Origin of the sequence: Allosediminivita pacifica (genome assembly GCF_003054175.1) — a bacterium.
In the GTDB taxonomy this organism is placed as follows: Bacteria; Pseudomonadota; Alphaproteobacteria; order Rhodobacterales; family Rhodobacteraceae; genus Allosediminivita; species Allosediminivita pacifica.
In genome coordinates this window covers 164,381-188,462 of record NZ_QBKN01000006.1, presented here as the reverse complement: position 1 = coordinate 188,462, position 24,082 = coordinate 164,381, and the positions used below count along the sequence as shown (strand labels likewise).

Sequence of the window (24,082 nt, the reverse complement as noted above, 5' to 3'; positions counted from 1 at the left end):
GTGAAGCGTACCTGGGAGGCGCTCGACGACGCAGAACGCGTAGGGCAGCTTTTCAACCTGCGCTCGGTCGGCTTCGACACCGAGGAGATCGCGCGCGTGCGCGGGCTGGCCCCGGGCGGCATCACCCGCTTCTTCGACGGCAGCGGCGCCGAGGAGGAGCGCGCCCGCATCGCCGAGCTGCAGCAGACGGCCAAGGTGCCGATGCTGGTGAGCGCGGACCTCGAGGGGTCGCGGATGAGCCTGCCTTTCGGCACGCAGGTGCCGAACCCGCTGGCGCTGGCGGCCATCGACGATGTGGCAGCGACCGAGGAGGTCGCGCGCATCATGGCCCGCGAGGCGCGCGCGGTGGGGGTGAACTGGTCCTTCACGCCGGTCCTCGACATCAACGCGGCCTGGCGCAGCTCCATCGTGGCGACGCGCAGCTACGGGTCGGACGTGGACAGGATCGCCCGCCACGCCTTGCCCCAGATCCGCGTATTCCAGGAGGAAGGCATCGCCGCCACGGCCAAGCACTGGCCCGGCGAGGGGCACGACGACCGCGACCAGCATCTTGTCACCACGATCAACCCGCTGACGCTGGAAGAGTGGGACGAGAGTCACGGCAGGCTCTACCGCGAGGCGATCGATGCGGGCGTGATGAGCGTGATGACCGCGCATATCGCCTTTCCCGACTACGCCCGCCGCATCGGCAAGGGCGAAGGCGCCGACGCCTTCCTGCCCGGTTCGGTGAGCGAGGCGCTGAACACCGACCTGCTGCGCGAGCGGCTGGGGTTCAACGGCATCGTGGTGTCGGACGCGAGCCGCATGGCGGGGCTTTCGGCGGTGCTGCCGCAGCACGAGAGCAAGGTTCAGATCATTGCCACGGGCGGCGACATGATCCTGTTCTCGCTCGACCCGGTGGGCGAGATGGAGGCCGTGCTGGCAGCCGTACGCGAGGGGCGCATCACGCCCGAGAGGTTCTTCGACGCGGTGACGCGGGTGCTGGGGCTGAAGGCCTGGCTGGGGCTGCACCGGGGCGATCCCCTGCCCGCCTTTCCCGATCCCGCGCCCAACAAGGCCCGGATGGAGGCGCTGCTGCGCCGCGCGCCGGTGCTGGAAAAGGACATCCACGGCGACCTGCCGCTCGACCCCGAAAAGCACCGCCGCGTGCTGATGTTCACCACCGACATCGCCGACCCGATGCTGAAGCGGCGGCACAAGCTGGCACTGCCGAACCTGCTGCGCGCCGAGGGGTTCGAGGTGACGGTGCACGAGCCCGGCGACAAGATCGAGGCCAAGGGATTCGACGTGGCGATCTACGCGCTGGCCGAGGAGACGCTGCTCACGCGGGGGCGGATCTTCCTCGACTGGGCGGCGATCGGCGGCGGGCTCGATGCCACGATGCGCAGGCTCTGGCACGAGATCCCGGTGGTCATGGTGTCCTTCGGCTTCCCCTACTACCTTTACGATGCGCCGCGGGTGCCCACCTACATCAACGCCTTCGCGACGATGGAGCCGATGCAGGAAGCCGTTGTCGACCTGCTGATGGGGCGCGCGACCTTCGAGGGCACGGCGCCGGTCGACGCCTTCGTGTCGCCCGACGCGCATTACTGAGCGTCCCGGCGGCCGGCCGCCGGGACTGTCACACGACTTCAGGTCGCGTCGGCGCCCGCCTTCCAGGGGTGCGCATTCGCCACCCCGGCGGGGCCGGTGATCGAGACGTGGGGCGTGCCGCCTGGCAGCGTCCCGTCGGGCGTCGCGCTCTTCCAGGCCTCGACAACATCGAAGGTTCCCACAAGCATGTTGCCCGCGTCCTCGCCCAGAAGCGCGAGGTTGCGGACCGACTGGAATCCGGTGCCCGGCCCGAAACTGGCCGAGAAGACCTGCGCCCCGTCGATCCAGGCGCGCAGGGTGCCTGCCGCATGATCGATACAGAGCACCAGATCGAAGGCCACGCCGTCCTGCACGGTCCCCGCGGGCGCGTACTGTGCCTGCACGAGATAGCTGCCGTCCGTGTTCCTCGCATAGAACCGCAGGGCGCCGTTGTTGGTCAGGACCTGCACCTGGAGCACCTGCCCCGTGATCTCGGCCAGGTCCACAGCGGTGCCGGAGGCGGCGAAGTCGACGCTGCCCTTCACGCGGATTGTCACCGCAGCGGGCGTGCCGAGCGCGACGGGGTCTATGAAGTAGGGCCCTGCGGTGCTGGTGGTGAAGGTCGGCGCGCCGGCGATGGTGCTGGCGAGGACCTCCTCCGCAGGCAGCGGTCGGACCGGGACGCCGCTGAGACCGTAAAGCCCGAGATCGACGATCGGGTAGTCGCGCCAGGCCGCGTTCTGCGCGTCGGCATCATGGGCGATCCACCCGGTGGCGCCGCCCTCGCCGAAGGTGAGGGTCGTGGCACTCGAGAAGCTGCCGGCCTTCGGGTAGAGGCGCACCCGCCCGTCGGGCTGGATCTCGGCCCGGGTGGCGGGGGCCCCGTCGATCTGGAAACCCAGCACGTCGGTCCAGTGGGGATAGCCATCGCCGAGCGGCGGGTCGCCGCGTTCCCGGCGCAGGGTCGTGATCGGCCCGGTCGAGGACCAGACGTCGACATGGGCGCCCGAGGGCTCCCACTCTGCCCCGTCGATCACCGGCAGCTGCCAGGCGGCGAGGCCCGCGCCGCGCAGGATGGCGTGGGCGATCTGCGTGACGCGCAGGTTGTAGCCCTCCTCGGTCCAGCCGGAAGGATGGGACTGGTCGCTCCACGTCCCGGTGCCGCCATCCTGACCGTTGGCGTAGCCCTGGATCTGGATCTGCGGGCCCGCGAAATAGCCGGCGAGCCCGGTGCCGGTCACGGCGGCGCGCCAGCTTTGGGTGCTGCGCTGCTTGTTGAGCAGTCCGGTGTTCGTCCCGCCCGCCGCGTTCAGCGTGGCCGAGGCGAGGTCTTCGAGCGGTACGAAGGCATGGGCCCCGCCCGGCGCGATCCAGAGCGGCATGTCGGTGCCGTAGAGGTCCCGCAGCGTGCGCGAGACCTGGATACCGTTGACGTCGAGCGGCGCCGCCTCGCTGTAGCTGAGAGGGCTGCCGTCGAGGGCCCGCCCCAGCAGGAAGGCGCACATGTTCTGGCCGTAGTTGTCCGCCCAGGTCCCCGGAGCGGCGAACCAGCTGTGCCAGCCGTAGCCCACGGGAACGCCGTCCGCGGTGGCCGCGGCGTGAAGCGCCCAGTCATCCTGCCAGCGCCGCTTGGTGCCCGAGGCGACAAATCCATCATCCATGATCTCCTGCGGGGCGGAGCCGCTGAGGGTCATCATGAGGATGTGGATGTCGCGCCCCGGCATGGCCTGCACGAAGGTGTTGGCCATGCGGATCATCGGCGGGGTCACGGCGTCGGTCGCCGCCGAGGTGGCGTCGAGCAGGACGCTGCGGACACCGGCCGCCCCCGGTTCGGCCGGATCGTGGCTGTGCGACCAGAAGGTCACGCGGCCCTCGGCCAGGAGCGGCTCCTTCGGGATGGTGTGGAAATACGAGGAAAGGATGCGGTCGTCCTCGGACTGCCCCCAGATCGCGACCTTGAAGGGCGCGGGACCCGGCACGCCCTGACCGGCGCCTGCCGCGCCGCTGCCGAGTGTAAGGCCGACGCCGATCATGTCCGTCCCCGCGTGTATGCCTGCATCATGGTTCTGATCCCCCTTCAGAGGTGCTGAGCTGTCATGCGCGCCGCCTGAGGCGCGTTGCCGGAAGCCGGGGAGGTGTGACGGGGAATGACGCTGCGCAGCCCGCGGCCACGCCCGAGGGCGGCGGCGCGCTATGGCATCCTTGGGTCCCCGTCGGCGCCTGCGGTCGGCCTCCGCACGGGGCTCATGCTCCGCGGCGGCTGCTTCGAGCCGGTTAAGCCACCGTGCGCAGCAGGGCTTGCGTCCCTGACTGGGGCAGATCGCAGGATGGTGGGATCAGATGTCTCTGAAATGGTGCCCCCACACGGACTCGAACCGCGGACCTACTGATTACAAATCAGTTGCTCTACCAGCTGAGCTATAGGGGCATCGGGGCGAAGCTTTAGGACAAGCCCGCCCCCGGGTGCAAGAAGAAATCACCGGTTCGCGCGGGCGAGCAACCCGACGGCAAGGAGGCTGACGCCGATCACCAGCACCGCCGCCGGGGCGGCGTCGCCGAGGTTCTCGAGGCTGGCCTGCTCGTGGACCCGCGTGGCGAGCGTCTCGTAGTTGAAGGGCCGCAGGAGCAGCGTGGCCGGCAGCTCCTTCACGCAGTCGACGAAGACGAGCAGCAGGGCGGAGGCGACCGAGGCGCGCATGAGCGGATAGTAGATCGCGCCCAGAACCTCGCCCTGGTTGCGCCCAAGCGAGCGCGCGGCGAGCGCGAGGTTGGGCGAGACGCGGCCCATGGCGGCATCGGCGGCCCCCTGCGCGATGGCGAAGAAGCGCACGCAGTAGGCGAGCACCAGGGCGAAGGCGGTGCCGGTCATCACCAGGCCCGGATCCCAGCCGGTGGCCGCCCAGATCGCGTCGGCGACGGTATTGTCGATGGCCGCGAGCGGGATAAGGATGCCCACGCCGAGCACCGCGCCCGGCGCGGCGTAGCCGATGGTCGTCACCGGGAGCAGCAGCCGCGGGAGGCGCCGTCCCGAAAGCCGCACGCCGTAGACCAGGAAGACCCCGGCGGCGACGGTCACGATGGCAGCGATGCTGCCCACGGTGAGCGTGTTGAGCCCCGCCTGCCAGAGCGCGCCGTCCGCCCAGACCTCGCTGTTGCGCAGCGCGTGCGACAGGATCACCGAGGCCGGCAGCACGAAGCCCAGCGCGAAGGGAAAGGCGCAGGCGGCAAAGGCCAGCCAGCGCAGGGGGCCCTGCATCTCCTTGCGGGGGACGGGGCGATGCCTGCGCGAGAGGTCGAAGAAGCGCATCTTTCGGCGCGAGCCCTTTTCCAGAAGGACGAGGAAGATCACGAGGAAGAGCACCACGGCCGCGATCTGCGCCGCGCCCCCTGCGTTGTTGCCGTCGAGCCAGGTGGAGAAGATCCCGGTAGTGAGCGTCTGGACGGCGAAATAGTCGACCGTGCCGAAATCGTTGACCGCCTCCATCATCACGATGGCGGTGCCCGCGGCGATGGCCGGGCGTGCCAGCGGCAGACCCACGCGCCAGAACCGCGCGAAGGCGCCCGAGCCGAGCGACTGGGCCACTTCCTCGGCCGAGCCGGACTGTTCGCGGAAGGCGGCACGGGCCAGCAGGTAGACGTAGGGATAGAGCGCGGCCGCGAGCACGATGATCGCCGCCCCCATGGAGCGGATCTCGGGGAACCAGTAATCGCGTGAGGTCTGCCAGCCGAAGAGATTGCGCAGGCCGGTCTGGACGGGCCCCGCGTATTCGAGGAAGTCGACCAGCGCGTAGGCGCCGACATAGGCAGGAATGGCCAGCGGCAGGAGCAGCAGCCATTCCAGCGCGCGCCGTGCGGGAAAGTCGTAGCGGCTGACCAGCCAGGCCGCGCCAGTGCCTGTGCAGGCCGCGATCAGCCCCACCCCGCCCATCAGCATGGCGGTATTGCGCAGGTAACGCGGGAGTGTCGTCGAGATGAGGTGCGGCCAGATGTTCTCGGACGGAAAGAGCGCGATCCAGAGGACCGACAGGATCGGCCCCAGCACCACGGCCGCGATCAACAGGGCGCCGACGGACCAGCGGCTTGGAAGGTAGCTGCGCATGGGGGCTCTGGCCTCTTCACCAAGGGACATGGCGCCGCGTCTCCGTCTTGCTGTTTTTCTTCCCGCCTCGGGCCTTATAGTGTGGAAAGGCACGGAGATTAAAGGCGAGCGCGATGCAGGTCAGCCCGAATATCGCAGGCAAATGCGGGGCCTCCGGTCCCGGGAGCCTCCGACCCTTGGAGGTATCGGATTGAGTGCAAAGGCACCCCGCAGCATTTCGGCGCTTTCGGCGCGGCTGAAGAGTGCGCGCCTCAAGGGCCCGACGACGCAAGCCACCGAACGGGCGCGCCGGATGCTGGGGGTCTACCTGGAAAGCGCCGAGGCGCACGGCGTGCCGTTCCGCGACCTTGTCGGGCAGCTTGCCTCGGGCACCGCGGCGCTGCGGATCGCGGGGGCGGAACTGGAACAGCAGGCCGCCGATCCCGCGGGGCCGATGGCCGAGGCCGATTGCAGCATGGGCTGCGCCTTCTGCTGCATCCTGTCGGACGACGGCGGCACGGTGACCGAGGCCGAGGCGCGGCAGGTCCATGCGGCCTTGGCGCCCGTGGCGGGCAGTCCCGACGGACGCGACTGGCATCCCCGCGCCTGCGCCGCCCTCGACCCCGAGACGCGTCTCTGCCGGATCTACGAGGCGCGGCCCCTGTTGTGCCGCACGTACCTGTCCCGCGATGTCGAGGCCTGCAAGGAGATCGCCGAGGGCACGCCCGCCGCCGGGGCCGGTGTGCTGGGGGCACAGGGCGTGATGCTGAGCGCGCAGGCACTGGCGCGGGCCATGCTCAAGGGCCTGACCAGCGTACCGAGCTACGCGCTTGCCGTGGTCACCGCCGGTGCAGCGGACGGCGAGGACATTGAGACCACGCTGGCCCGGGCGCGGCAGAAGCCGCGCGGGCTCGAGGACGAGCGGGCGCGGCTTTCGGGGTTCTAGCGGCTGAAGGCGTAGACGACCTCGTGGCGGTAGGTTTCTCCCGGCCAGAGGATGCAGTCAGGAAAGCCCGGCTGGTTCGGCGCGTCGGGCCATTCCTGCGTTTCCAGCGCAATGCCGGCATTCGGTACCCAGGCGCTGCCGTCAGGCGCCGTGGCACCGGGGATGCTTGATGCGTCGTAGACCTGAAGGCCGGGTGCGTTGGTGCGGACGGTGAGGGTCAGCCCGCCATCGGGCGCGCGCAGTTCGGCCACGTCGCGCAGCCCCTCGCCGCGGCGGTTCAGGCAGAAGTTGTGGTCGTAGCCATGGTGCCCGATGACACGCGACGCGCGGAAGTCGAAGGGCGTGCCCTCGACGGGCTCCTCGCCGGTCGGGATCAGGTCCTCGTCGACCGGCAGGTAGTCATCGGCGTAGATCCTGAACTGCGCATCGCGGACATCGCCCTCGTGGACGCGGAAGTAGCTGTGGTGGGCGAAGCTGCAGGGCGTCGCGCGGTCGGTCTTGGCCTCGGTCACGATGGAGAGCGCGCCATCCGAGAGGGCATAGCGGACGCTGACATCGAGCGTGCCGGGAAAGCCGCCCTGCCCGTCCGGCAGCGTCAGTGCGAAGGTGACCGCGTCGGCGCTGCGCTCCGCGATCTCCCAGAGCTGGGCATGGGTGCCGGTAGACCCGGAGTGCAACGTGTGGCGGCCGTCCTGGTTGGCTTCGGTCTCGAACGTCTCGCCCTCGATCTCGAAGGAGGCGCCGCCGATCCGGTTGGCAAAGCGCCCGACGGTGGCTCCGAAATAGGCCATGTCGCCGAGATAGGGTTCGATCCCTCCGGCACCGAGCACGAGTTGGAACGGCACACCGTCGACACGGAGATCGTGCAGGCGCGCCCCGTAGGGCAACAGGGTGGCGGTAAGCCCGTCCTTCGTGATCGTCACGGGTTCGACGGCACGCCCGTCGGGAAGTTTCTCGAGTTTCATGCGCCCCTCCTTCGGCTTCCCTCGGGATATAGCCTGCAGGTCGCGCGTCAAGCGAGGGGCGGTCCCGCGGCCCCTGTCGGGAGAAAATGATTGACGTCTATCATGATTCAACGTCTAGTGGCGCCGGGAGGATTTCACCGTCATGCGGGCACCGACGCTCACGGATGTGGCACGCCATGCAGGCGTCAGCTACGCGACCGCGGATCGCGTGGTGAATGCGCGTGGCGGCGTGGCCGAGAAATCGGCGGAACGGGTGCGTCGGGCGATCGCGGAGCTCGGCTACGTGCGCAACGTGGCGGCCGCGAACCTTTCGCAGGGCCGGACCTATCGTTTCGCCGCCATCGTGCCGAAAGGCCAGGATACCATCTTCTCCAAGATGCAGGGCCTGCTCGAACGGGAACGCGAGAAGCTGGCCCTCGACCGCGTCGAGTTGCTGATCGAACAGGTCGAGGCCTTCGATCCCCGACAGCTTGCCGACTGCCTTGCACGGCTGGACCGCGACGGAATCGACGCGGTGTCCCTGGTGGGGACAAACCATCCGGCCGTCATCGAGGCGATGACGCTGCTGCGGGCCCGCGGTGCGACCATCGTCACGCTGGTTTCGGACATGCCGGAAGAGGCGCGCGATGCCTATGTCGGCATAGATAACGCCGTCGCCGGCCGCACCGTCGCGCGGCTCATCGGCATGGCGCATGGCGGCCAGCCCGGGCGGGTGCTGCCGATCGTCGGGGCGATGACGGCGCGCGATCATGCGGAGCGGCTTGCGGGGCTGCGCGAGGTGCTGACCGAGACCTTTCCGGACATCCGGCTGCTTCACCAGATCGAGGGCCGCGACCGGCCGGAGCTGGTTGCTGCCCGCGTGGGCGCCGCGCTGGAAGCCGAAAAGGGGATCACGGCGATCTACAGCCTCGGCGCCGGCAATCCCGGTCTGATCGAGATCCTGCGCGAGAGGTCAGCCCCCGCCCCCCGGCCCGTGGTCGTCGTCCACGAGCTGCTCGAGCATTCGCGGGCTGCGCTCGAGGAGGGGCTAATCGACGTGGTGATCGACCAGCGCCCCGAGGACGAGATCCAACGCGCCCTCGAGATCATGCGGCGCGGCGCCGACAGGCTGCCGCCCGATCCCGTCGCGCCGCTGGGCGCGGCCATCTACGTCAAGGAAAACCTGCCGCCCGAAATGGGCGCAAAAACGGGAGACGACTGACCCATGTCGCAATTCTTCGGGGACATGACCCCGCTCACCTTCAATCCGGACGCTGACGGCCCCGCCTTCCGGCACTACAACCCCGAGGAAGTCGTGCTCGGCAAGAAGATGAAGGACCACCTGCGCTTTGCGGTGGCCTACTGGCACAGCTTCGCGTGGCCCGGTGGCGACCCGTTCGGCGGCCAGACCTTTGACCGGCCCTGGTTCGGCGAGACCATGGAGGGCGCGCGGCTCAAGGCCGAGGTGGCCTTCGAGATGTTCCAGATCCTGGGCGCGCCCTACTTCTGCTTCCACGACGCGGACATCCGGCCCGAGGGCGCGGATTTCGCCGAGAGCCGCCGCAACTTCGAGGAGATCATCGACATCTTCGGCGAGAAGATGTCGCAGACCGGCGTGGGGCTGCTCTGGGGGACGGCGAACCTGTTCTCGCACCGCCGCTTCATGTCGGGCGCGGCGACCAACCCCGATCCGGACGTCTTTGCCTGGTCGGCGGCAACGGTGAAGACTTGCCTCGACGCGACCCACAAGCTGGGGGGCGAGAACTACGTGCTCTGGGGTGGCCGCGAGGGCTACGAGACGCTGCTCAACACCGACATGGGCGCCGAGCTCGACCACATGGGGCGCTTCCTGAGCATGGTCGTCGACTACAAGCACAAGATCGGCTTCAAGGGCACGATCCTGATCGAGCCGAAGCCGCAGGAGCCGACCAAGCACCAGTACGACTACGACGTGGCGACGGTCTACAGCAACCTTCAGCGCTTCGGGCTGGAGAAGGAAGTGAAGCTGAACATCGAGCAGGGTCACGCGATCCTGGCCGGGCACAGCTTCGAGCACGAGCTGGCGCTGGCGCGCGAGCTGGGCGTGCTGGGCTCCATCGACATGAACCGCAACGACTACCAATCGGGCTGGGACACCGACCAGTTCCCGAACAACGTGCCCGAGGTGGCGCTGGCCTACTACGAGATCCTCAAGGCGGGCGGCTTCGAGACCGGCGGGACCAACTTCGATTCCAAGCTGCGCCGCCAGTCGCTCGACCCGTCGGACCTGATCGAGGCGCACGCGGGTGCGATGGATGTCTGCGCCCGGGGCCTCAAGGCCGCGGCCAAGATGCTCGAGGACGACGCGCTCGAGGCGGAACGCCGCGCGCGCTACGCTGGCTGGGAGACGCCCGAGGCGCAGGCCATGCTCGGCAGCGACCTGGAGAGCATCACTGAACGGGTGCTGGCCGAGGGCATCAATCCCGAGCCGCGCTCGGGCCGGCAGGAAAAACTCGAAAACATCGTCAATCGTTACGTGTAAGACCTGTGCCGGGCGGCTAACGTCGCCCGGCACGAGGTGAGGGAGGATTTCCATGTATATCGGGCTCGACATCGGCACGTCCGGCGTAAAGGCATTGCTCGTCGGCGAAGACTTTGCCCCCGTTGGACAGGCACACGCGGCGCTGACGGTCTCGCGACCACATCACGGCTGGTCCGAGCAGGATCCGGAAAGCTGGATCACCGCCTGCGAAGCGGCGATGGACGAACTGGCCAAGGCGCACCCCGACGCGATGGCGCGGCTTTCGGGCATCGGCCTTTCAGGCCAGATGCACGGCGCCACTCTGCTCGATGCCGACGACCGCCCGCTGCGGCCCGCGATCCTGTGGAACGACGGACGCAGCGGCACGGAATGCGCCGAGCTTGAAGAGATGGCCGATTTCCGGGGCATCGGCGGCAACATCGTCATGGCGGGCTTTACCGCCCCCAAGTTGCGCTGGGTCGAGAAACACGAACCCGAGATCTTCGCAAAGGTCGCCAAGGTCCTGCTGCCGAAGGATTTCGTGCGGCTCTGGCTGACCGGGGACTACGCATCGGACATGTCGGACGCGGCGGGCACGCTGTGGCTCGACGTGAAGGCCCGCAAGTGGTCACCGGAGCTTCTGGCCGCCACGAACCTGACCGAGGCGCAGATGCCGCGGCTGGTCGAGGGCTCGGAAAGCTCGGGCACACTGCGGCCAGCCCTGGCCGAACGCTGGGGTACACCCGAGGCCGCAGTTGCCGGCGGCGGCGGCGACAACGCGGCGACCGCCTGCGGCATGGGCATCACCGCGCCGGGGACCGGGTTCCTGTCGCTGGGCACCTCGGGCGTGCTGTTTGCCGCCACCGATCGCTTCGCGCCCAACACCGAAGAGGCCGTGCACGCCTTCTGCCACGCGGTGCCTGGGGTCTGGCACCAGATGGGGGTGATCCTTTCGGCAGTGGACAGCCTGACCTGGCTGGGCGAGATCACCGGCCGCAGCGGGCCCGAACTGACTGGACTGCTGCCCTCGAAGCTGGGCGGTCCCTCGGGCGCGCTGTTTCTGCCCTACCTTTCGGGCGAGCGGACCCCGCACAATGCGCCTGATGCCAGCGGCTCGCTGCTGAACCTGCGCCGCGACCAGGGGCTTCCTGATCTGGTGCATGCGGTGCTGGACGGGGTAGCCTTTGCCTTTGGCGACTGCGTGCGGGCGCTTGAGGCAGCAGGCACGAATATCGATGCGGCCTATGCGGTGGGCGGGGGGGCCCAGTCGCGGCAATGGCTGGAAATCATGGCGGCAGTCACCGGGCTGCGGCTTCTGATCCCTGCCGCGGGCGACTTCGGCGCGGCCTTCGGGGCGGCGCGTCTTGGGGCCATGGCAGCAGGTGCCGGAGACGCCGAAACCGTCCTGACGCCCCCGCCGGTGCAGAAAGAGATCGCACCGGATCCGGAGCTGCGGGACGCCTATCGTTCTGCCTACGAGCGGTTCCGCGCGGCCTATCCTCCAAAGGGCTGATGCTCGATTAGTGCGGGGCTTCTTCGACGGCCCCGATACCTTGCAGGAATACTGCGAGGCCGAAATCGAAGCGGCGGCGCAGTTCCGCCGCGCTCGGGAAGCTTTCGATCCCCACGAGAGGTTCGAGGATCGAGGGCCGCACCATCGTTTCGAGCAGGAGAGCGGCTTCGCGGGTATTCTCGATCTTGACCTCGCCGCGTTCCACGGCGCGGTCGAGTTCGGCCTGCACCAGTTCGCGGTTGGTTTCGAGGTGCTGCTGAATCCGGCCGTAGACACAATCCACCGGTTGCGGCGGTTTGACGATCACTTGGCGTAACAGGGCCAGCGGCAGGCCGCCGCGTTCGTCCTCGCTCGGGGCGAGAAGGCGGACCAAGCGGGTCCGGAGCGGGTACTCCTTCTCTCGATCGCTCAGCGGACGCACGAAATCCGCGCGGACCCATTGCATGTACTCGTGCACAAGCTGGTCGCGGTCGGAAAACAAGCCGTAAAGCGTCCGTTTGGACATCTTAGCCTCGGCGGCGATGGCCACCATGGTGATCCCGTCCAGGCCGTCGCGGGAATAGATCCCCTCCAGCGCGTGGAAGACGCGTTCGCGCCGCGCTTCGGGTGACATGACGCGAGGACGACCGCGAGGACGCTTGGGCTTCTCGACCTTGTTCACCGACTGCTCACCTTTCTGTTTTCCGGCCTCTGCAATGCAGCAACGGGCTTGCGTCTGCAGAAACCGGCATTTATGGAACCATAACGTTTCCTAAACAACCCCGCTCGCCTTCGCAAGCGCGAGCGCGGCCGCACCAGAGGAAAAACATCTGATGACCTTCGTTTTCCGTGCCGCGCTTGTCGCGGCACTTGCCTGCGCGGCCGGGCCGAATGCCCTGAGTGCACAAGAGTCCGCACCGCCTCCAACCGTGACCGTGGTCACTTTGCAGCCGCAGGATGTAACCCTGACGAGTACCCTGCCGGGCCGCGTGCACGCCTCGGCCGAAGCCGAGGTGCGCCCGCAGGTCAACGGTATCATCACCGAGCGGTTGTTCGAGGAAGGTGCCGAAGTGAGCACCGGCGATGTGCTCTACCGTATCGACCCCGACAGCTATGACGCTGCACTTGCCAGCGCCGAAGCCTCGGTCGCGCAGGCAGAGGCACAGCTGCGTGCCGCAGAGCGCGATTCCGAGCGGCTGCAGACGCTGAGCGAGCGCGGGGTTTCCTCGTCGGCGAACGCCGATGACGCCCTCGCCGCACGCGATGCCGCCGCAGCGGCACTCGAAGTGGCGCGCGCGTCGCGGCGTACCGCCGAGATCGAGCTTGCCCGGACCGAGATCACCGCACGCCTGAGCGGACGCATCGGCTTTTCCGACGTGGATGCGGGGGCGCTCGTGACGGCCAGCCAGTCCACCCCGCTTTCCGTGATCCGCACGCTCGACCCCGTGCATGTCGATGTGACCCAGTCCGCCGCCGACCTGCTGGCGTGGCGCCAGCGCGGCGGCTCCGAGAACGTGACCACCCCGAACGATCTCGAAGTGCGGCTCACGCTGGCGGACGGATCCTCCTACGATCACACCGGCCGGCTGAGCGCCGCCGAGCCCCATGTGGACGAGCAGACCGGCGTGGTGGTTCTTCGGATGACCTTCCCCAACCCCGAGCACCTTCTGCTTCCGGGCATGTACGTTCAGGTCGAGATGCCAACCGGCAACATCGGTAACGTTTTCCTTGCCCCACAGGAGGGCGTCACCCGCGACCGCCGCGGTAACCCGATGGCGCTCGTCGTCAACGGAGAAGGTGTGGTCGAGGAGCGTCAGCTGACGGTTCTTCAGGACATGAACGACGACTGGGTCGTGAGCGAAGGTCTCGAACCCGGCGATCAGCTGATCGTGGCAGGCATCCAGAAGGTCCAGCCGGGCGCCACGGTGAACGTCGAGGAGCGCGAACCGCAGGAGTCCGCTGAGGCCTCCGCTACAGACAGCGAAACCGACATCGCGTCGGCCGGAGAATAAACCATGGCGCGTTTCTTCATCGACCGACCGGTCTTCGCCTGGGTGATCTCGATCCTCATCATGGGGATCGGGGCGCTTTCGATCATATCGCTGCCGGTGGCGCAGTATCCCCAGATCGCCCCGCCCACCGTAACGGTGAACGCGAGCTACCCCGGCGCCTCGGCGCAGACCGTGGCCAACACGGTCACGCAGGTTCTCGAACAACAGATGACCGGGCTGGACGGCCTCCGATACTTCTCGTCGACCTCATCTTCGGCGGGCAGCGCGAGCATCACGCTGACCTTCGAGACCGGCACGGACCCCGACATCGCGCAGGTGCAGGTCCAGAACAAGGTAAGCCAGGCCACCGCCCTGCTGCCCGATTCCGTGCAGCGTCAGGGCGTGACCGTGCAGAAATCCTCTTCTGGCTTTCTCATGGTGGTCGCGCTCATCTCCGAAAACGGGGAAATGGACCAGGCCGACCTCGCCGATTACCTCGATACCAACCTGACCGACCAGATCAGCCGGATCGACGGCGTCGGCGACGTGCAGGTTTTCGGCTCGCCCTATGCGATGCGCATCTGGCTCGATCCCTCGAAGCTTTCGGCCTTCGGACTGAGCGCCGCCGATGTCGTCAACGCGGTCTCCGAGGAAAACTCCCAGATCTCGGCCGGCGCCTTCGGCCTGCGTCCCACCGAAGAAGGGCAGATGCTGAACGCCACGATCACGGCGCAATCCCTGCTGCAGACGCCAGAGGATTTCCGCCAGATCGTGCTGCGCGCCGAAACCGGTGGCGGCCTGGTGCTGCTGGGTGACGTCGCCGAGGTCGAGATCGGCGCCCAGAGCTACGCCTTCGAGTCGAGCTACAATGGACAGCCCTCGGCGGGCATGGCGATCAGCCTCGCCCCGGGTGCGAACGCGCTGAACACCGCAGAGGCCGTCCAGCACCAGATGGAGGAATTCGCGCGGGTCTTCCCCGAGGGGGTGGAATACGTGATCCCCTACGACACCTCGCCCTTTGTCGAAATCTCGATCGAGCAGGTCGTGCACACCCTGGTCGAGGCCATCGTGCTGGTGTTCCTCGTGATGTTCCTGTTCCTTCAGAACTTCCGGGCGACGCTGATTCCGACGCTGGCGGTGCCGGTGGTCTTGCTGGGCACCTTCGGGGTGCTGGCGGTCGCGGGCTTCACCATCAACATGCTGACGATGCTCGCCATGGTGCTGGCCATCGGCCTTCTGGTCGATGACGCCATCGTGGTGGTCGAGAACGTCGAACGCGTCATGGAAGAGGACGGGCTCGATCCCCGCGAGGCGACCCACAAGTCCATGGGCCAGATCACCGGTGCCCTGATCGGCATCGCGCTGGTGCTTTCGGCGGTGTTCGTCCCGATGGCCTTCTTCGGTGGCTCCACGGGTGTCATCTACCAGCAGTTCGCGATCACCATCGTCTCGGCCATGGCCCTGTCGGTGATCGTCGCCCTGACGCTGACACCCGCGCTTTGCGCCTCGCTTCTCAAGAAGCCCAAGCACGGCAAGAAGCGCGGTCCCTTCGGCTGGTTCAACTGGGGCTTCGACAAGACGCTTGGCGGCTACGCGGGTTTCGTCGGCTGGATCATCCGCCGTCCGTTCCGCACCGCGCTGGTCTACATCGGCATCGGCGTCGTCATGGTCATGCTCTTCCTGCGCACGCCCACGGGCTTCCTGCCGGACGAGGACCAGGGCATCCTGTTCACGATGATCCAGGCCCCGACCGGGGCAACGCTGGACCGGACGACCGACGTGATCAGCCAGATCGAGGACTACTACCTCGAGAACGAGAGCGAGGCGGTGGAGGCTGTCTTCGGCGTGGCGGGTTTCGGCTTCGGGGGCGCTGGCCAGAACATGGGTCTGGCCTTCATCCGACTTAAGGACTGGTCCGAGCGTGAAGATCCTTCGCTGAGCGCGCAGGCCGTAGCCGGCCGGGCCTATGGCGCCATGAGCCAGATCCGGGACGCGCAGGTCTTTCCGATCGTGCCCCCGGCGGTACCGGAGCTTGGCAACGTTTCGGGCTTCGACCTCTACCTGCAGGCCCAGGCGGGGCAGTCCCACGATGAACTCCTCGCGGCGCGAAACCAGCTTCTGGGCATGGCCTCGCAAAGCGACATGGTCACGGCTGTCCGTCCCTCGGGGCTCGAGGACGCGGCGCAGTACAACATCGACATCGACTGGCGCAAGGCCGGGGCGATGGGTGTTTCCGCGACCGACGTGAGCAACCTGCTCTCGATCGCCTGGGCAGGGTCCTACGTGAACGATTTCATCGACCGCGGGCAGATCAAGCGCGTCTACGTCCAGGGGCAGGCCGACTCCCGATCAACCCCTTCGGACATCGAGAAATGGCGCGTGCGCAACAACTCCGGCGGTCTGGTGCCCTTCTCCAACTTTGCCGAGGGAACCTGGGACCAGGGGGCGCAGGGCGTTTACCGCTACAACGGCGTCCCGGCGATGCAGCTTCAGGGTTCGCCTGCACCGGGCGTGACGACGGGTCAGGCAATGGCCGAGATGGAGGAACTCGCCTCGCAGCTGCCCGAAGGCTTCACGGTGGCTTGGACCGGCCTCTCGCTTGAGGAACGCCAGTCCGGCAACCAGGCACCGATGCTCTACGCACTTTCCCTTGCGGCCGTGTTCCTCTCGCTCGCCGCGCTCTACGAGAGCTGGACCATCCCCTTCGCCGTGATGCTCGCGATGCCCATCGGCGTCGTCGGTGCACTGGTGGGCGCTTGGCTCGGCGGCTACGAGAACGGGGTCTTCTTCCAAGTGGGCCTGCTCACCGTGATCGGTCTGACCGGCAAGAACGCGATCCTGATCGTGGAATTTGCCAGGGAACGGTTCGAAGGCGGCGAGTCGATACTGGTGGCAACCAAGGAAGCCGCACGGCAGCGTTTCCGGCCGATCATCATGACATCGATGGCCTTTTCGCTCGGGGTCCTGCCGCTTGTGCTCAGCACCGGGGCCGGCGCGGGCGGACGCAACGCGATCGGCGCGGGCGTGCTTGGCGGGACGCTTTCGGCCACGATCCTGGGCGTGCTCTTCGTGCCGCTCTTCTTCGTGATCGTCATGCGCCTGTTCGGTCAGGGCAAGCCGAAGGTCGCCCAGGAAGCCGAGACCGCGGCCACGCCGGCCGAGTAGCCTGCCCCTGCCGTCAACGGAAAGGCGCCCCTCGCGGGCGCCTTTTTTTTGGGCGACGGGCCTCGCGCCAACGCCATGCCGCATCGCCGCATCGCGGGCCGCTTTACATCTCACCGCGCTCTCGGCTGATGTTCTTGCATGTCCGAACGGCTGAAGATCATCGTCGTCGAACCGGATCGGGAGCGGGCGCTCCAGATCGTGGATTCGCTCAATCAGGCCGGTGACTTCCACATCAGGATCCTGTCCGAACCCACGTCGCTTGCCAGCAATGTGCGCGAGCAGGCTCCCGACGTGGTTCTGATCGACATATCGAACCCCTCGCGCGACCAGCTCGAAGAACTGGCACTTGCGTCGGGCCCGATGGACCGGCCCGTCGCCATGTTCGTAGACCGTTCGGACGAAGGGTTGTCTTCGGCGGCGATCGAGGCCGGGGTCTCGGCCTACGTGGTCGACGGGATGGAGCCGCGCCGCGTGAAGCCTGTGCTCGACGCAGCCGTAGCGCGCTTCCGCATGTTCCAGAGGATGCGGACCGAGCTGGCCGAGGCCAAGCGGGCGCTTGAAGAGCGCAAGGTCATCGACCGGGCCAAGGGCATGATCATGCGGCACCGGGGCCTGAGCGAGGACGACGCCTACGCCCTGCTGCGCAAGACCGCGATGGACCAGGGACGCCGGGTCGCAGACGTGGCCGAAGCTCTGGTGACGGCGGCGGGCCTGCTGGGATGAGGGCGACAACGCTTTCCGTGGGCTTCATCCCGCTTGTGGACGCCGCGCCGCTAATCGTGGCCGAAAGCATGGGGTTCGCCGCCGAGGAAGGGCTTGCACTGGACCTTCGTCGGGCCCCGTCGTGGTCGACCGTGCGCGACATGCTGAGCTTCGGTCAGGTGCAGGCCGCGCATCTGCTCTCGCCACTGCCCATCGCGCAGGCCCTGGGTTTGGGCGGCGCAGGGGTATCGCTGGACGCGGTTTCGGTGCTCTCGGTCAACGGCAATGTCATCGGCGTCAGCCGCGCCTTGGCCGAACGCCTTCATGCGCAGGGTCACGCATTCGGTTTTGACGACGCCGCCGCGGCAGGCCGCGCGCTTATCGCGGCGGCGGACCTGCCCCTGAGGATCGGCGTGCCCTTCCCCTTCTCGATGCATGCCGAGCTTGTCTACTACTGGCTGTCGGCGCTGGGGCTGCGGGCACCGCAGAACCTGAACGTAAGGACCATCCCGCCACCGATGATGACCGAGGCCCTGGCCGACGGCAGCATCGATGCCTTCTGCGTGGGCGAGCCATGGGGATCCAAGGCCGTCGACAGCGGACTTGCGGAACTGCTGTTGCCGGGATCGGCCATCTGGGCCTTCGCCCCCGAGAAGGTGCTGGCCTTGCGCACCGACTGGGCCGAAGCGGAACCCGAGCTGCGCGACAGGCTCATCCGGGCCGTCTGGCGCGCGGCGCGCTGGCTGGCCGATCCGGACTCGCGCATGGTCGCCGCGGAACTGCTCAGCCGCAGCGAACACCTCGGCCTCGGCAGCGAGCTGATCGAGCGGGCCCTGTCCGGCCGCATCGTGGTGTCTGCCAAGGGCGAGGAACGCCACGTGCCGCGGTTCCTCGAATTCCATGCGCACGGCGCGACTTTCCCCTGGCGCAGCCAGGCGGAATGGATCGGCGCGCAGCTCGCCGCGCGGACCGGGCTCGATCGCAGGCAGGCAGCGCTGGTGGCAAGCCAGCGGTTTCGCAGCGACTACTACCGCCACGCGCTCGAACACACGAGCGCGGACCTGCCCGCCGCTTCATCGCGGGTCGAGGGCTCGCTGACCGAGGACACCCCCGCCGGGTCGCGTTCCGGACGCCTGATTCTGGCGCGTGATGCTTTCTTCGATGGTCAGGTTTTCACCCCGGTAGCGCGATAGCGCCTATTTCCTCGGCAGGCACCGCTGCCTTTTGCTGCCCCGCGGCGAAAATCTGGGGTCGGGAAACAAAGTTTCTTGCCAGACCGTGGGCGCATGCCGGATATGTAGTTCATCGGACGGGCAACGGTGTCCTCCGAACAAGATATCTCCCAAGGACTGGGATTGCTGAGCAAAGCCGCTCGACCCGCTGCCACCATGGCAGTGTGCGTCAGCGGCTTTTTTGTTTTTCGGCCCCGTCCTGACGGGCCGTCTTCGACAGAGGACCTGATATGAAACACTTCCTCCTCGGCCTCGCGGCCTCGACCGCCCTCACTTCTCCTGCGCTCGCGCAGTTCCTCGAGCTGGAAAAGGACGAGCTGACCTTCGGCTTCATCAAGCTCACAGACATGGCGCCGCTCGCGGTGGCCTACGAACAGGGCTACTTCCTCGATGAGGGGCTTTTCGTGACGCTGGAGGCGCAGGCCAACTGGAAAGTGTTGCTCGACGGCGTCATCGACGGTCAGCTTGACGGGGCGCACATGCTGGCGGGCCAGCCGCTCGCCGCCACCATCGGCTACGGCACCGAGGCGCATATCATCACGCCCTTCTCGATGGACCTGAACGGCAACGGCATCACCGTGTCGAACGAGGTCTGGGCCGAGATGAAGCCCAACATCCCCGAGAACTCAGATGGCCTGCCGCAGCATCCGATCAGCGCCGAGGCCCTGGCGCCCGTGGTCGAGAATTACCGAAACAATGGCCAGCCCTTCAACATGGGCATGGTCTTCCCGGTCTCGACCCACAACTACGAGCTGCGCTACTGGCTGGCGGCTGGCGGTCTGCACCCGGGCTTCTACGGCGATGGCGACGCCACCGGCCAGATCAACGCCGATGTGTTTCTCTCCGTGACGCCCCCGCCGCAGATGCCCGCCACGCTCGAGGCCGGCACGATCCACGGCTACTGCGTGGGCGAGCCCTGGAACCAGCAGGCGGTCTTCAAGGGGATCGGCGTGCCGGTCATCACCGACTACGAGATCTGGAAGAACAACCCGGAGAAGGTCTTCGGAATCACCGCCGAGTTCGCCGAGGAAAACCCCAACACCACGCTCGCCCTGACCAAGGCGCTGATCCGCGCCGCCATGTGGCTGGACGAGAACGACAATGCCAACCGCGAAGAGGCGGTCGAGATCCTGTCGCGTTCCCAGTACGTCGGCGCCGACGAGGAGGTGATCGCCAACTCCATGACCGGCACCTTCGAGTATGAAAAGGGCGACGTCCGCGAGGTTCCCGACTTCAACGTCTTCTTCCGCTACAACGCGACCTATCCCTACTATTCGGACGCCGTGTGGTACCTGACGCAGATGCGCCGCTGGGGCCAGATCGCGGAGGCCAAGCCCGACAGCTGGTACGACGAGGTCGCCAAGTCCGTCTACAAGCCCGCCATCTACCTCGAGGCTGCCCGCCTGCTGGTGGAAGACGGGCTCGCCGACGAGGCCGACTTCCCTTGGGAAAGCGACGGCTACAAGGCTCCGACGCCCCCCGAGGATATTATCGACGGCGTCGTCTATGACGGCCGCACGCCCAACGCCTACCTCGAAAGCCTCGAGATCGGCCTGAAGGGCGAGCAGCGCATCGTCGGGAACGACGTCGAGGGCTGAGCCCCGCCACAATGACGGCCGGGGCGCGCCCTGCCCCGGCCACCGGACCTTCCGCAGCCCGCAGACCGGGCGCCCCGTCACGAGGACCCGGACGCCCCGGGTGTGGGGCCCGAGCCACGCAAGGAAACACAACGATGACCGCTGTCGATCCGAATTCCATCGAAACAGAAGACCGCGAGGCGCGCCGCGCCCGACGCTTCACCCGCATCAACAAGGCCGACGTCTGGTTCCGAGTGCTTGGCCTGAGCTGGGTGACACCCGTGCTCAAGGCCGCAGCGGGGGACAACCCACGCGGCCAGATGGGCGAGATCTGGCGCCTTCTGGGCGTGCCGCTTCTGGCCATCGCAGGGTTTCTCGCACTCTGGGCCGCACTTGCGCCGACGGTGCAGACCTCGCTGGGCGCGGTGCCCGGTCCGGGCGACGTCTGGCAAGAGGCCGTCGGCCTTCACGAGGACGCGGTGCGCACCGGCGAACGGCGCGCGCAGTTCCAGGAAATGGTGGATGTCCGCAACCAGCGCCTGATCGACGCCGGCCGCGCGGACGAGGTCAAGGACGTCGCCTTCACCGGCGCGCCGAGCTACTACCAGCAGATCTTCACCTCGATCGAGACCGTGTTCTTCGGCTTCCTGATCGCCACGGTTGTGGCGGTGCCGCTGGGGATCATGGCGGGGCTGTCCCCGACCGCGAACGCGGCGCTGAACCCGATCATCCAGATCTTCAAGCCGGTCTCGCCGCTGGCCTGGCTGCCCATCGTCACCATGATCGTCTCGGCGGTCTACGTCACGAACGACGGGCTCTTCGAGAAGAGCTTCCTCGTCTCTGCCATCACCGTGACGCTCTGTTCGCTCTGGCCGACGCTCATCAACACGGCGCTCGGTGTGGCCTCTATCGACAAGGACCTCGTGAACGTCTCGAAGGTGCTGAAGATGGGCACCTGGACCAAGATCACCAAGCTGGTGCTGCCCTCCGCCCTGCCGCTGATCTTCACCGGCCTGCGGCTCAGCCTCGGTGTCGGCTGGATGGTCCTGATCGCGGCCGAGATGCTGGCCCAGAACCCGGGCCTCGGCAAGTTCGTCTGGGACGAGTTCCAGAACGGGTCGTCCTCCTCCCTCGCGCGGATCATGGTGGCCGTCTTCACCATCGGCATCATCGGCTTCCTTCTCGACCGGCTGATGTACGCGATCCAGGCCGCCTTCACCTTCTCGAACAACCGGTGAGCGACATGAGCATTCTCAAGTTCGAAAACGTCTCTAAAAGCTTCGGCGAAGGCACGGCGCGCGAGGAGGTCCTGAAGGACATCGACCTCGAGGTCCGCGAGGGAGAGTTCCTTGTCCTGCTGGGCTTCTCGGGCACGGGCAAGACCACCCTCATCAACCTGATGGCCGGGCTGGAGCAGCCCACCAACGGCACCGTCACCTTCAAGGACAAGCCCGTCGAGGGCCCCGGCCCCGAGCGCGGCGTGATCTTCCAGAACTACTCGCTCATGCCCTGGCTGACGGTGACGGGCAACGTGCGGCTGGCCGTGGACACGGTCTTCATGAAGCTTTCTTCCAAAGAGAAGGCCGAGAAGGTCGCGCATTATGTCAAGATGGTGGGCCTCAGCCACGCCGCGACGCGCCGCCCGGCCGAGCTTTCGGGCGGGATGCGCCAGCGGGTGAACGTGGCAAGAGCGCTCGCGATGGACCCCGAGATGCTGCTGCTGGACGAGCCGCTTTCCGCGCTCGATGCGCTGACGCGGGCCAATCTTGCCGACGAGATCGAGCAGATCTGGCTTCGCGACAAGAAGACCTGCGTGCTGATCACCAACGACGTGGACGAGGCGCTAATCCTCGCCGACCGGATCATCGCGCTGAACCCCGACGGCACGCTGGGCGAGGAATTCGCCGTCACGATCCCCCGTCCCCGCGACCGGGGAGAGATGAACCACGACGAGGGCTTCAAGGCGCTGCGGGCGAAGGTGACCAACTACCTCATGGACGTGGGCATCGCCGCCAAGGTCGAGGAAACCCGCGGCCTGCCCGAGGTCACGCCGATTCACGGCCTGCCCGCCGCCCAGAAGAAGGCGACCGAGGGCATGGTCGAGAACCGCTTCCTCGACTTCTCGCAGCTGCACAAGGTTTACCCGACGCCCAAGGGGCCGCTGACCGTGGTCGAGGATTTCGATCTCAAGATGAACCGCGGCGAGTTCATCTCGCTGATCGGGCATTCCGGCTGCGGCAAGTCCACGGTGCTGACCATGGCTGCGGGGCTCAACGACATCTCGAAGGGTGCGATCAAGCTCGACGGTCGCGCCGTCGAAGGCGCCGATCCCGAACGCGCGGTGGTCTTCCAGTCGCCCTCGCTCTTCCCATGGCTGTCGGCCAAGGAAAACGTGGCGGTGGGCGTCGACCGGGTCTACCCGCGCGCCAGCCAGGCCGAACGACAGGAGGTGGTGGAATACTATCTCGAACGCGTGGGACTGGCCGACGCGATGGACCGCCCGGCGCATTCGCTGTCCAACGGCATGAAGCAGCGCGTGGGCATCGCGCGGGCCTTTGCCCTGTCACCAAAGCTGCTGCTTCTCGACGAACCCTTCGGCATGCTCGACAGCCTCACGCGCTGGGAGCTTCAGGAAGTGCTGATGGAGGTCTGGTCGCGCACCAAGGTGACCGCGATCTGCGTCACCCACGACGTGGACGAGGCGATCCTGCTGGCCGACCGCGTCGTCATGATGACCAACGGCCCGCAGGCCACCATCGGCAAGATCGTCAACGTCGACCTGCCGCGGCCACGCACCCGCAAGGCGCTGCTCGAGCACCCCGACTACTACCTATACCGCGAGCAAGTGCTGAATTTCCTCGAGGAATACGAGCACGGAGCCACCCCCGCGCCCAAGGCCGCGGCCAAATCCCGGCAGGAGGCCGCATGATGGATACCGCAGTGGACACCACCGCGACCCGGACCTTCATCGAGGTGTCCGAGGTCTGGGCCCCGCAGGACGGCGTGCTGCGCCTTGCCGGCGGCAACTACGGCCACCGGACCGAGTTCGAGGCGATCTCGGGCCGAGAGAGTTTTGGCAAGGGCGAAGGCCTGCCGGGCAAAGCCTGGGCAGAGGGCAAGCCGATTGTGCTTAAGGACTTCGACGGGTCCTACTTCAAGCGAACCGAGGCGGCGAAGGAAGCCGGGCTGAAGAGCGCCGTGGCGGTGCCCGTCTTCGACGGGGCCGATCTCAAGGCCGTGCTGGTCGTGCTTTGCTCCGACGGCGAGGGTCGCACCGGCGCCATCGAGGTCTGGGCCGAGCATGACGGGCTGATGATGCTCGACGACGGCTACTATGGCGCCGCGAAGCACTTCGAATGGGTGTCGCAGCACACGCATTTCCCCCGAGGCCAAGGCCTGCCGGGCGGGGTCTGGGCCTCGCAGACGCCTGTTCTCATGCGCGATCTGGGCTCGGGCTACCGCTTCATCCGCGCCGACAGCGCCGGACGTGCCGGGCTGACCACGGGCCTCGGCCTGCCGGTGCCGGGACCGGACGGAAAAGCCTGCGTGCTGACGCTTTTGTCCGCACGCGGCACGCCCATCGCCCGCCGCTTCGAGGTCTGGGACGCCCGCGCCGCCAAGGTCGGAAGCAAGGGCGGCGCCGAGCTGATCGACGGCATCTGCGAACGCGAGGGCCCGCTCTGGACCGACGACACCCAGCAGGAGCCACGCCGCACGAGCGCGTGGCAGGGCGTCATCGGCCGCGTGCTCGGCACCGGCGCGCCCGTCGCCGAGAAATGCGCCCCCGGCATCGGCCCCGGCTACGCCTCGGTCGTTGCCCTTCCCATTCACCGCGACGGTGCCATTGCACACATCGTCGCCTGGTATTGCTGAAAAGCGGAGG

Annotated in this window: 17 protein-coding genes and 1 tRNA gene; 13 read left to right on the top strand and 5 right to left on the bottom strand. The window is 67.4% G+C overall.

Features of this window, described 5'->3' with window-relative positions; all coding sequences use genetic code 11:
- The coding region (locus C8N44_RS06750) for a glycoside hydrolase family 3 protein (RefSeq protein ID WP_107975415.1) at positions 1–1,593 on the top strand (1,593 nt) is incomplete at its 5' end.
- 38 nt (positions 1,594–1,631) lie between these two features.
- Here the strand turns inward: C8N44_RS06750 and C8N44_RS06745 are convergent.
- The 3 genes from C8N44_RS06745 to C8N44_RS06735 form a co-directional block, all read right to left on the bottom strand.
- Entirely contained in the window at positions 1,632–3,605 is a 1,974-nt protein-coding gene (locus C8N44_RS06745) for a hypothetical protein (RefSeq protein WP_107975414.1), read from the bottom strand.
- A 319-nt stretch (positions 3,606–3,924) separates the two neighbouring features.
- A tRNA-Thr gene (locus C8N44_RS06740) sits at positions 3,925–4,000 on the bottom strand.
- 48 nt (positions 4,001–4,048) lie between these two features.
- Positions 4,049–5,701, bottom strand: coding sequence for an ABC transporter permease (locus tag C8N44_RS06735; RefSeq protein WP_107975413.1), 1,653 nt, complete (start codon positions 5,699–5,701; stop codon positions 4,049–4,051).
- Between the two features lie 160 nt (positions 5,702–5,861).
- Here C8N44_RS06735 and C8N44_RS06730 point away from each other — a divergent pair, with 160 nt between their 5' ends.
- Complete coding sequence (locus C8N44_RS06730) at positions 5,862–6,596, top strand: YkgJ family cysteine cluster protein (protein ID WP_158274015.1); 735 nt, start codon at positions 5,862–5,864, stop codon at positions 6,594–6,596.
- Here C8N44_RS06730 and C8N44_RS06725 read toward each other — a convergent pair.
- The gene (locus C8N44_RS06725; RefSeq protein WP_107975412.1) at positions 6,593–7,561 is read right to left on the bottom strand and encodes an aldose epimerase family protein; all 969 of its coding nucleotides are present in this window, start codon (positions 7,559–7,561) and stop codon (positions 6,593–6,595) included. The two genes, C8N44_RS06730 and C8N44_RS06725, sit on opposite strands and share 4 nt — an antisense overlap.
- A gap of 142 nt (positions 7,562–7,703) precedes the next feature.
- Between C8N44_RS06725 and C8N44_RS06720 the strand changes: the two genes are divergently transcribed.
- The 3 genes from C8N44_RS06720 to xylB are packed head-to-tail and all read left to right on the top strand — an operon-like array spanning position 7,704 to position 11,553.
- Positions 7,704–8,762, top strand: a complete 1,059-nt coding sequence (locus C8N44_RS06720; RefSeq protein WP_107975411.1) for a LacI family DNA-binding transcriptional regulator — start codon at positions 7,704–7,706, stop codon at positions 8,760–8,762.
- 3 nt (positions 8,763–8,765) lie between these two features.
- The gene (gene xylA / locus C8N44_RS06715; protein ID WP_107975410.1) at positions 8,766–10,061 is read left to right on the top strand and encodes a xylose isomerase; all 1,296 of its coding nucleotides are present in this window, start codon (positions 8,766–8,768) and stop codon (positions 10,059–10,061) included.
- A gap of 52 nt (positions 10,062–10,113) precedes the next feature.
- Positions 10,114–11,553 (top strand): xylulokinase, encoded by a 1,440-nt coding sequence (gene xylB, locus C8N44_RS06710; protein ID WP_107975409.1) that lies wholly within the window; start codon positions 10,114–10,116, stop codon positions 11,551–11,553.
- A gap of 7 nt (positions 11,554–11,560) precedes the next feature.
- On the opposite strand, the gene C8N44_RS06705 is transcribed toward xylB, so the two are convergent.
- Complete coding sequence (locus C8N44_RS06705; protein ID WP_146178811.1) at positions 11,561–12,214, bottom strand: TetR/AcrR family transcriptional regulator; 654 nt, start codon at positions 12,212–12,214, stop codon at positions 11,561–11,563.
- A gap of 151 nt (positions 12,215–12,365) precedes the next feature.
- On the opposite strand from C8N44_RS06705, the gene C8N44_RS06700 reads away from it, so the two are divergent.
- From C8N44_RS06700 to C8N44_RS06665, 8 genes are all read left to right on the top strand, one after another.
- Positions 12,366–13,544, top strand: a complete 1,179-nt coding sequence (locus tag C8N44_RS06700) for an efflux RND transporter periplasmic adaptor subunit (RefSeq protein WP_107975407.1) — start codon at positions 12,366–12,368, stop codon at positions 13,542–13,544.
- A 3-nt stretch (positions 13,545–13,547) separates the two neighbouring features.
- Positions 13,548–16,688 (top strand): efflux RND transporter permease subunit, encoded by a 3,141-nt coding sequence (locus C8N44_RS06695; protein ID WP_107975406.1) that lies wholly within the window; start codon positions 13,548–13,550, stop codon positions 16,686–16,688.
- Between the two features lie 138 nt (positions 16,689–16,826).
- A complete protein-coding gene (locus C8N44_RS06690; RefSeq protein ID WP_107975405.1) occupies positions 16,827–17,411 on the top strand; it encodes an ANTAR domain-containing response regulator in 585 nt (194 codons plus the stop codon).
- Positions 17,408–18,583 (top strand): ABC transporter substrate-binding protein, encoded by a 1,176-nt coding sequence (locus C8N44_RS06685; protein WP_107975404.1) that lies wholly within the window; start codon positions 17,408–17,410, stop codon positions 18,581–18,583. The genes C8N44_RS06690 and C8N44_RS06685 overlap by 4 nt, the downstream gene beginning before the upstream one ends.
- A gap of 269 nt (positions 18,584–18,852) precedes the next feature.
- Positions 18,853–20,220, top strand: coding sequence for a CmpA/NrtA family ABC transporter substrate-binding protein (locus tag C8N44_RS06680; RefSeq protein WP_107975403.1), 1,368 nt, complete (start codon positions 18,853–18,855; stop codon positions 20,218–20,220).
- A 134-nt stretch (positions 20,221–20,354) separates the two neighbouring features.
- Positions 20,355–21,437 carry an ABC transporter permease gene (locus C8N44_RS06675; RefSeq protein ID WP_107975402.1) on the top strand — a complete coding sequence of 361 codons (1,083 nt, stop codon included), beginning with the start codon at positions 20,355–20,357 and terminating at the stop codon, positions 21,435–21,437.
- A gap of 5 nt (positions 21,438–21,442) precedes the next feature.
- Positions 21,443–23,128, top strand: a complete 1,686-nt coding sequence (locus tag C8N44_RS06670; RefSeq protein WP_188758642.1) for an ABC transporter ATP-binding protein — start codon at positions 21,443–21,445, stop codon at positions 23,126–23,128.
- A complete protein-coding gene (locus tag C8N44_RS06665) occupies positions 23,125–24,072 on the top strand; it encodes a GAF domain-containing protein (RefSeq protein ID WP_244641010.1) in 948 nt (315 codons plus the stop codon). The genes C8N44_RS06670 and C8N44_RS06665 overlap by 4 nt, the downstream gene beginning before the upstream one ends.
- The last annotated feature ends 10 nt before the right edge of the window (positions 24,073–24,082 follow it).

What these genes read in the sequence shown, in the direction of transcription:
- C8N44_RS06745 (WP_107975414.1), bottom strand. Translation starts at nt 3,605, where the DNA reads ATGATCGGCGTCGGCCTTACACTCGGCAGCGGCGCGGCAGGCGCCGGT.
- C8N44_RS06735 (WP_107975413.1), bottom strand. Translation starts at nt 5,701, where the DNA reads ATGTCCCTTGGTGAAGAGGCCAGAGCCCCCATGCGCAGCTACCTTCCA.
- C8N44_RS06725 (WP_107975412.1), bottom strand. Translation starts at nt 7,561, where the DNA reads ATGAAACTCGAGAAACTTCCCGACGGGCGTGCCGTCGAACCCGTGACG.
- C8N44_RS06720 (WP_107975411.1), top strand. Translation starts at nt 7,704, where the DNA reads ATGCGGGCACCGACGCTCACGGATGTGGCACGCCATGCAGGCGTCAGC.
- xylA (WP_107975410.1), top strand. Translation starts at nt 8,766, where the DNA reads ATGTCGCAATTCTTCGGGGACATGACCCCGCTCACCTTCAATCCGGAC.
- xylB (WP_107975409.1), top strand. Translation starts at nt 10,114, where the DNA reads ATGTATATCGGGCTCGACATCGGCACGTCCGGCGTAAAGGCATTGCTC.
- C8N44_RS06700 (WP_107975407.1), top strand. Translation starts at nt 12,366, where the DNA reads ATGACCTTCGTTTTCCGTGCCGCGCTTGTCGCGGCACTTGCCTGCGCG.
- C8N44_RS06695 (WP_107975406.1), top strand. Translation starts at nt 13,548, where the DNA reads ATGGCGCGTTTCTTCATCGACCGACCGGTCTTCGCCTGGGTGATCTCG.
- C8N44_RS06690 (WP_107975405.1), top strand. Translation starts at nt 16,827, where the DNA reads ATGTCCGAACGGCTGAAGATCATCGTCGTCGAACCGGATCGGGAGCGG.
- C8N44_RS06685 (WP_107975404.1), top strand. Translation starts at nt 17,408, where the DNA reads ATGAGGGCGACAACGCTTTCCGTGGGCTTCATCCCGCTTGTGGACGCC.
- C8N44_RS06680 (WP_107975403.1), top strand. Translation starts at nt 18,853, where the DNA reads ATGAAACACTTCCTCCTCGGCCTCGCGGCCTCGACCGCCCTCACTTCT.
- C8N44_RS06675 (WP_107975402.1), top strand. Translation starts at nt 20,355, where the DNA reads ATGACCGCTGTCGATCCGAATTCCATCGAAACAGAAGACCGCGAGGCG.
- C8N44_RS06670 (WP_188758642.1), top strand. Translation starts at nt 21,443, where the DNA reads ATGAGCATTCTCAAGTTCGAAAACGTCTCTAAAAGCTTCGGCGAAGGC.
- C8N44_RS06665 (WP_244641010.1), top strand. Translation starts at nt 23,125, where the DNA reads ATGATGGATACCGCAGTGGACACCACCGCGACCCGGACCTTCATCGAG.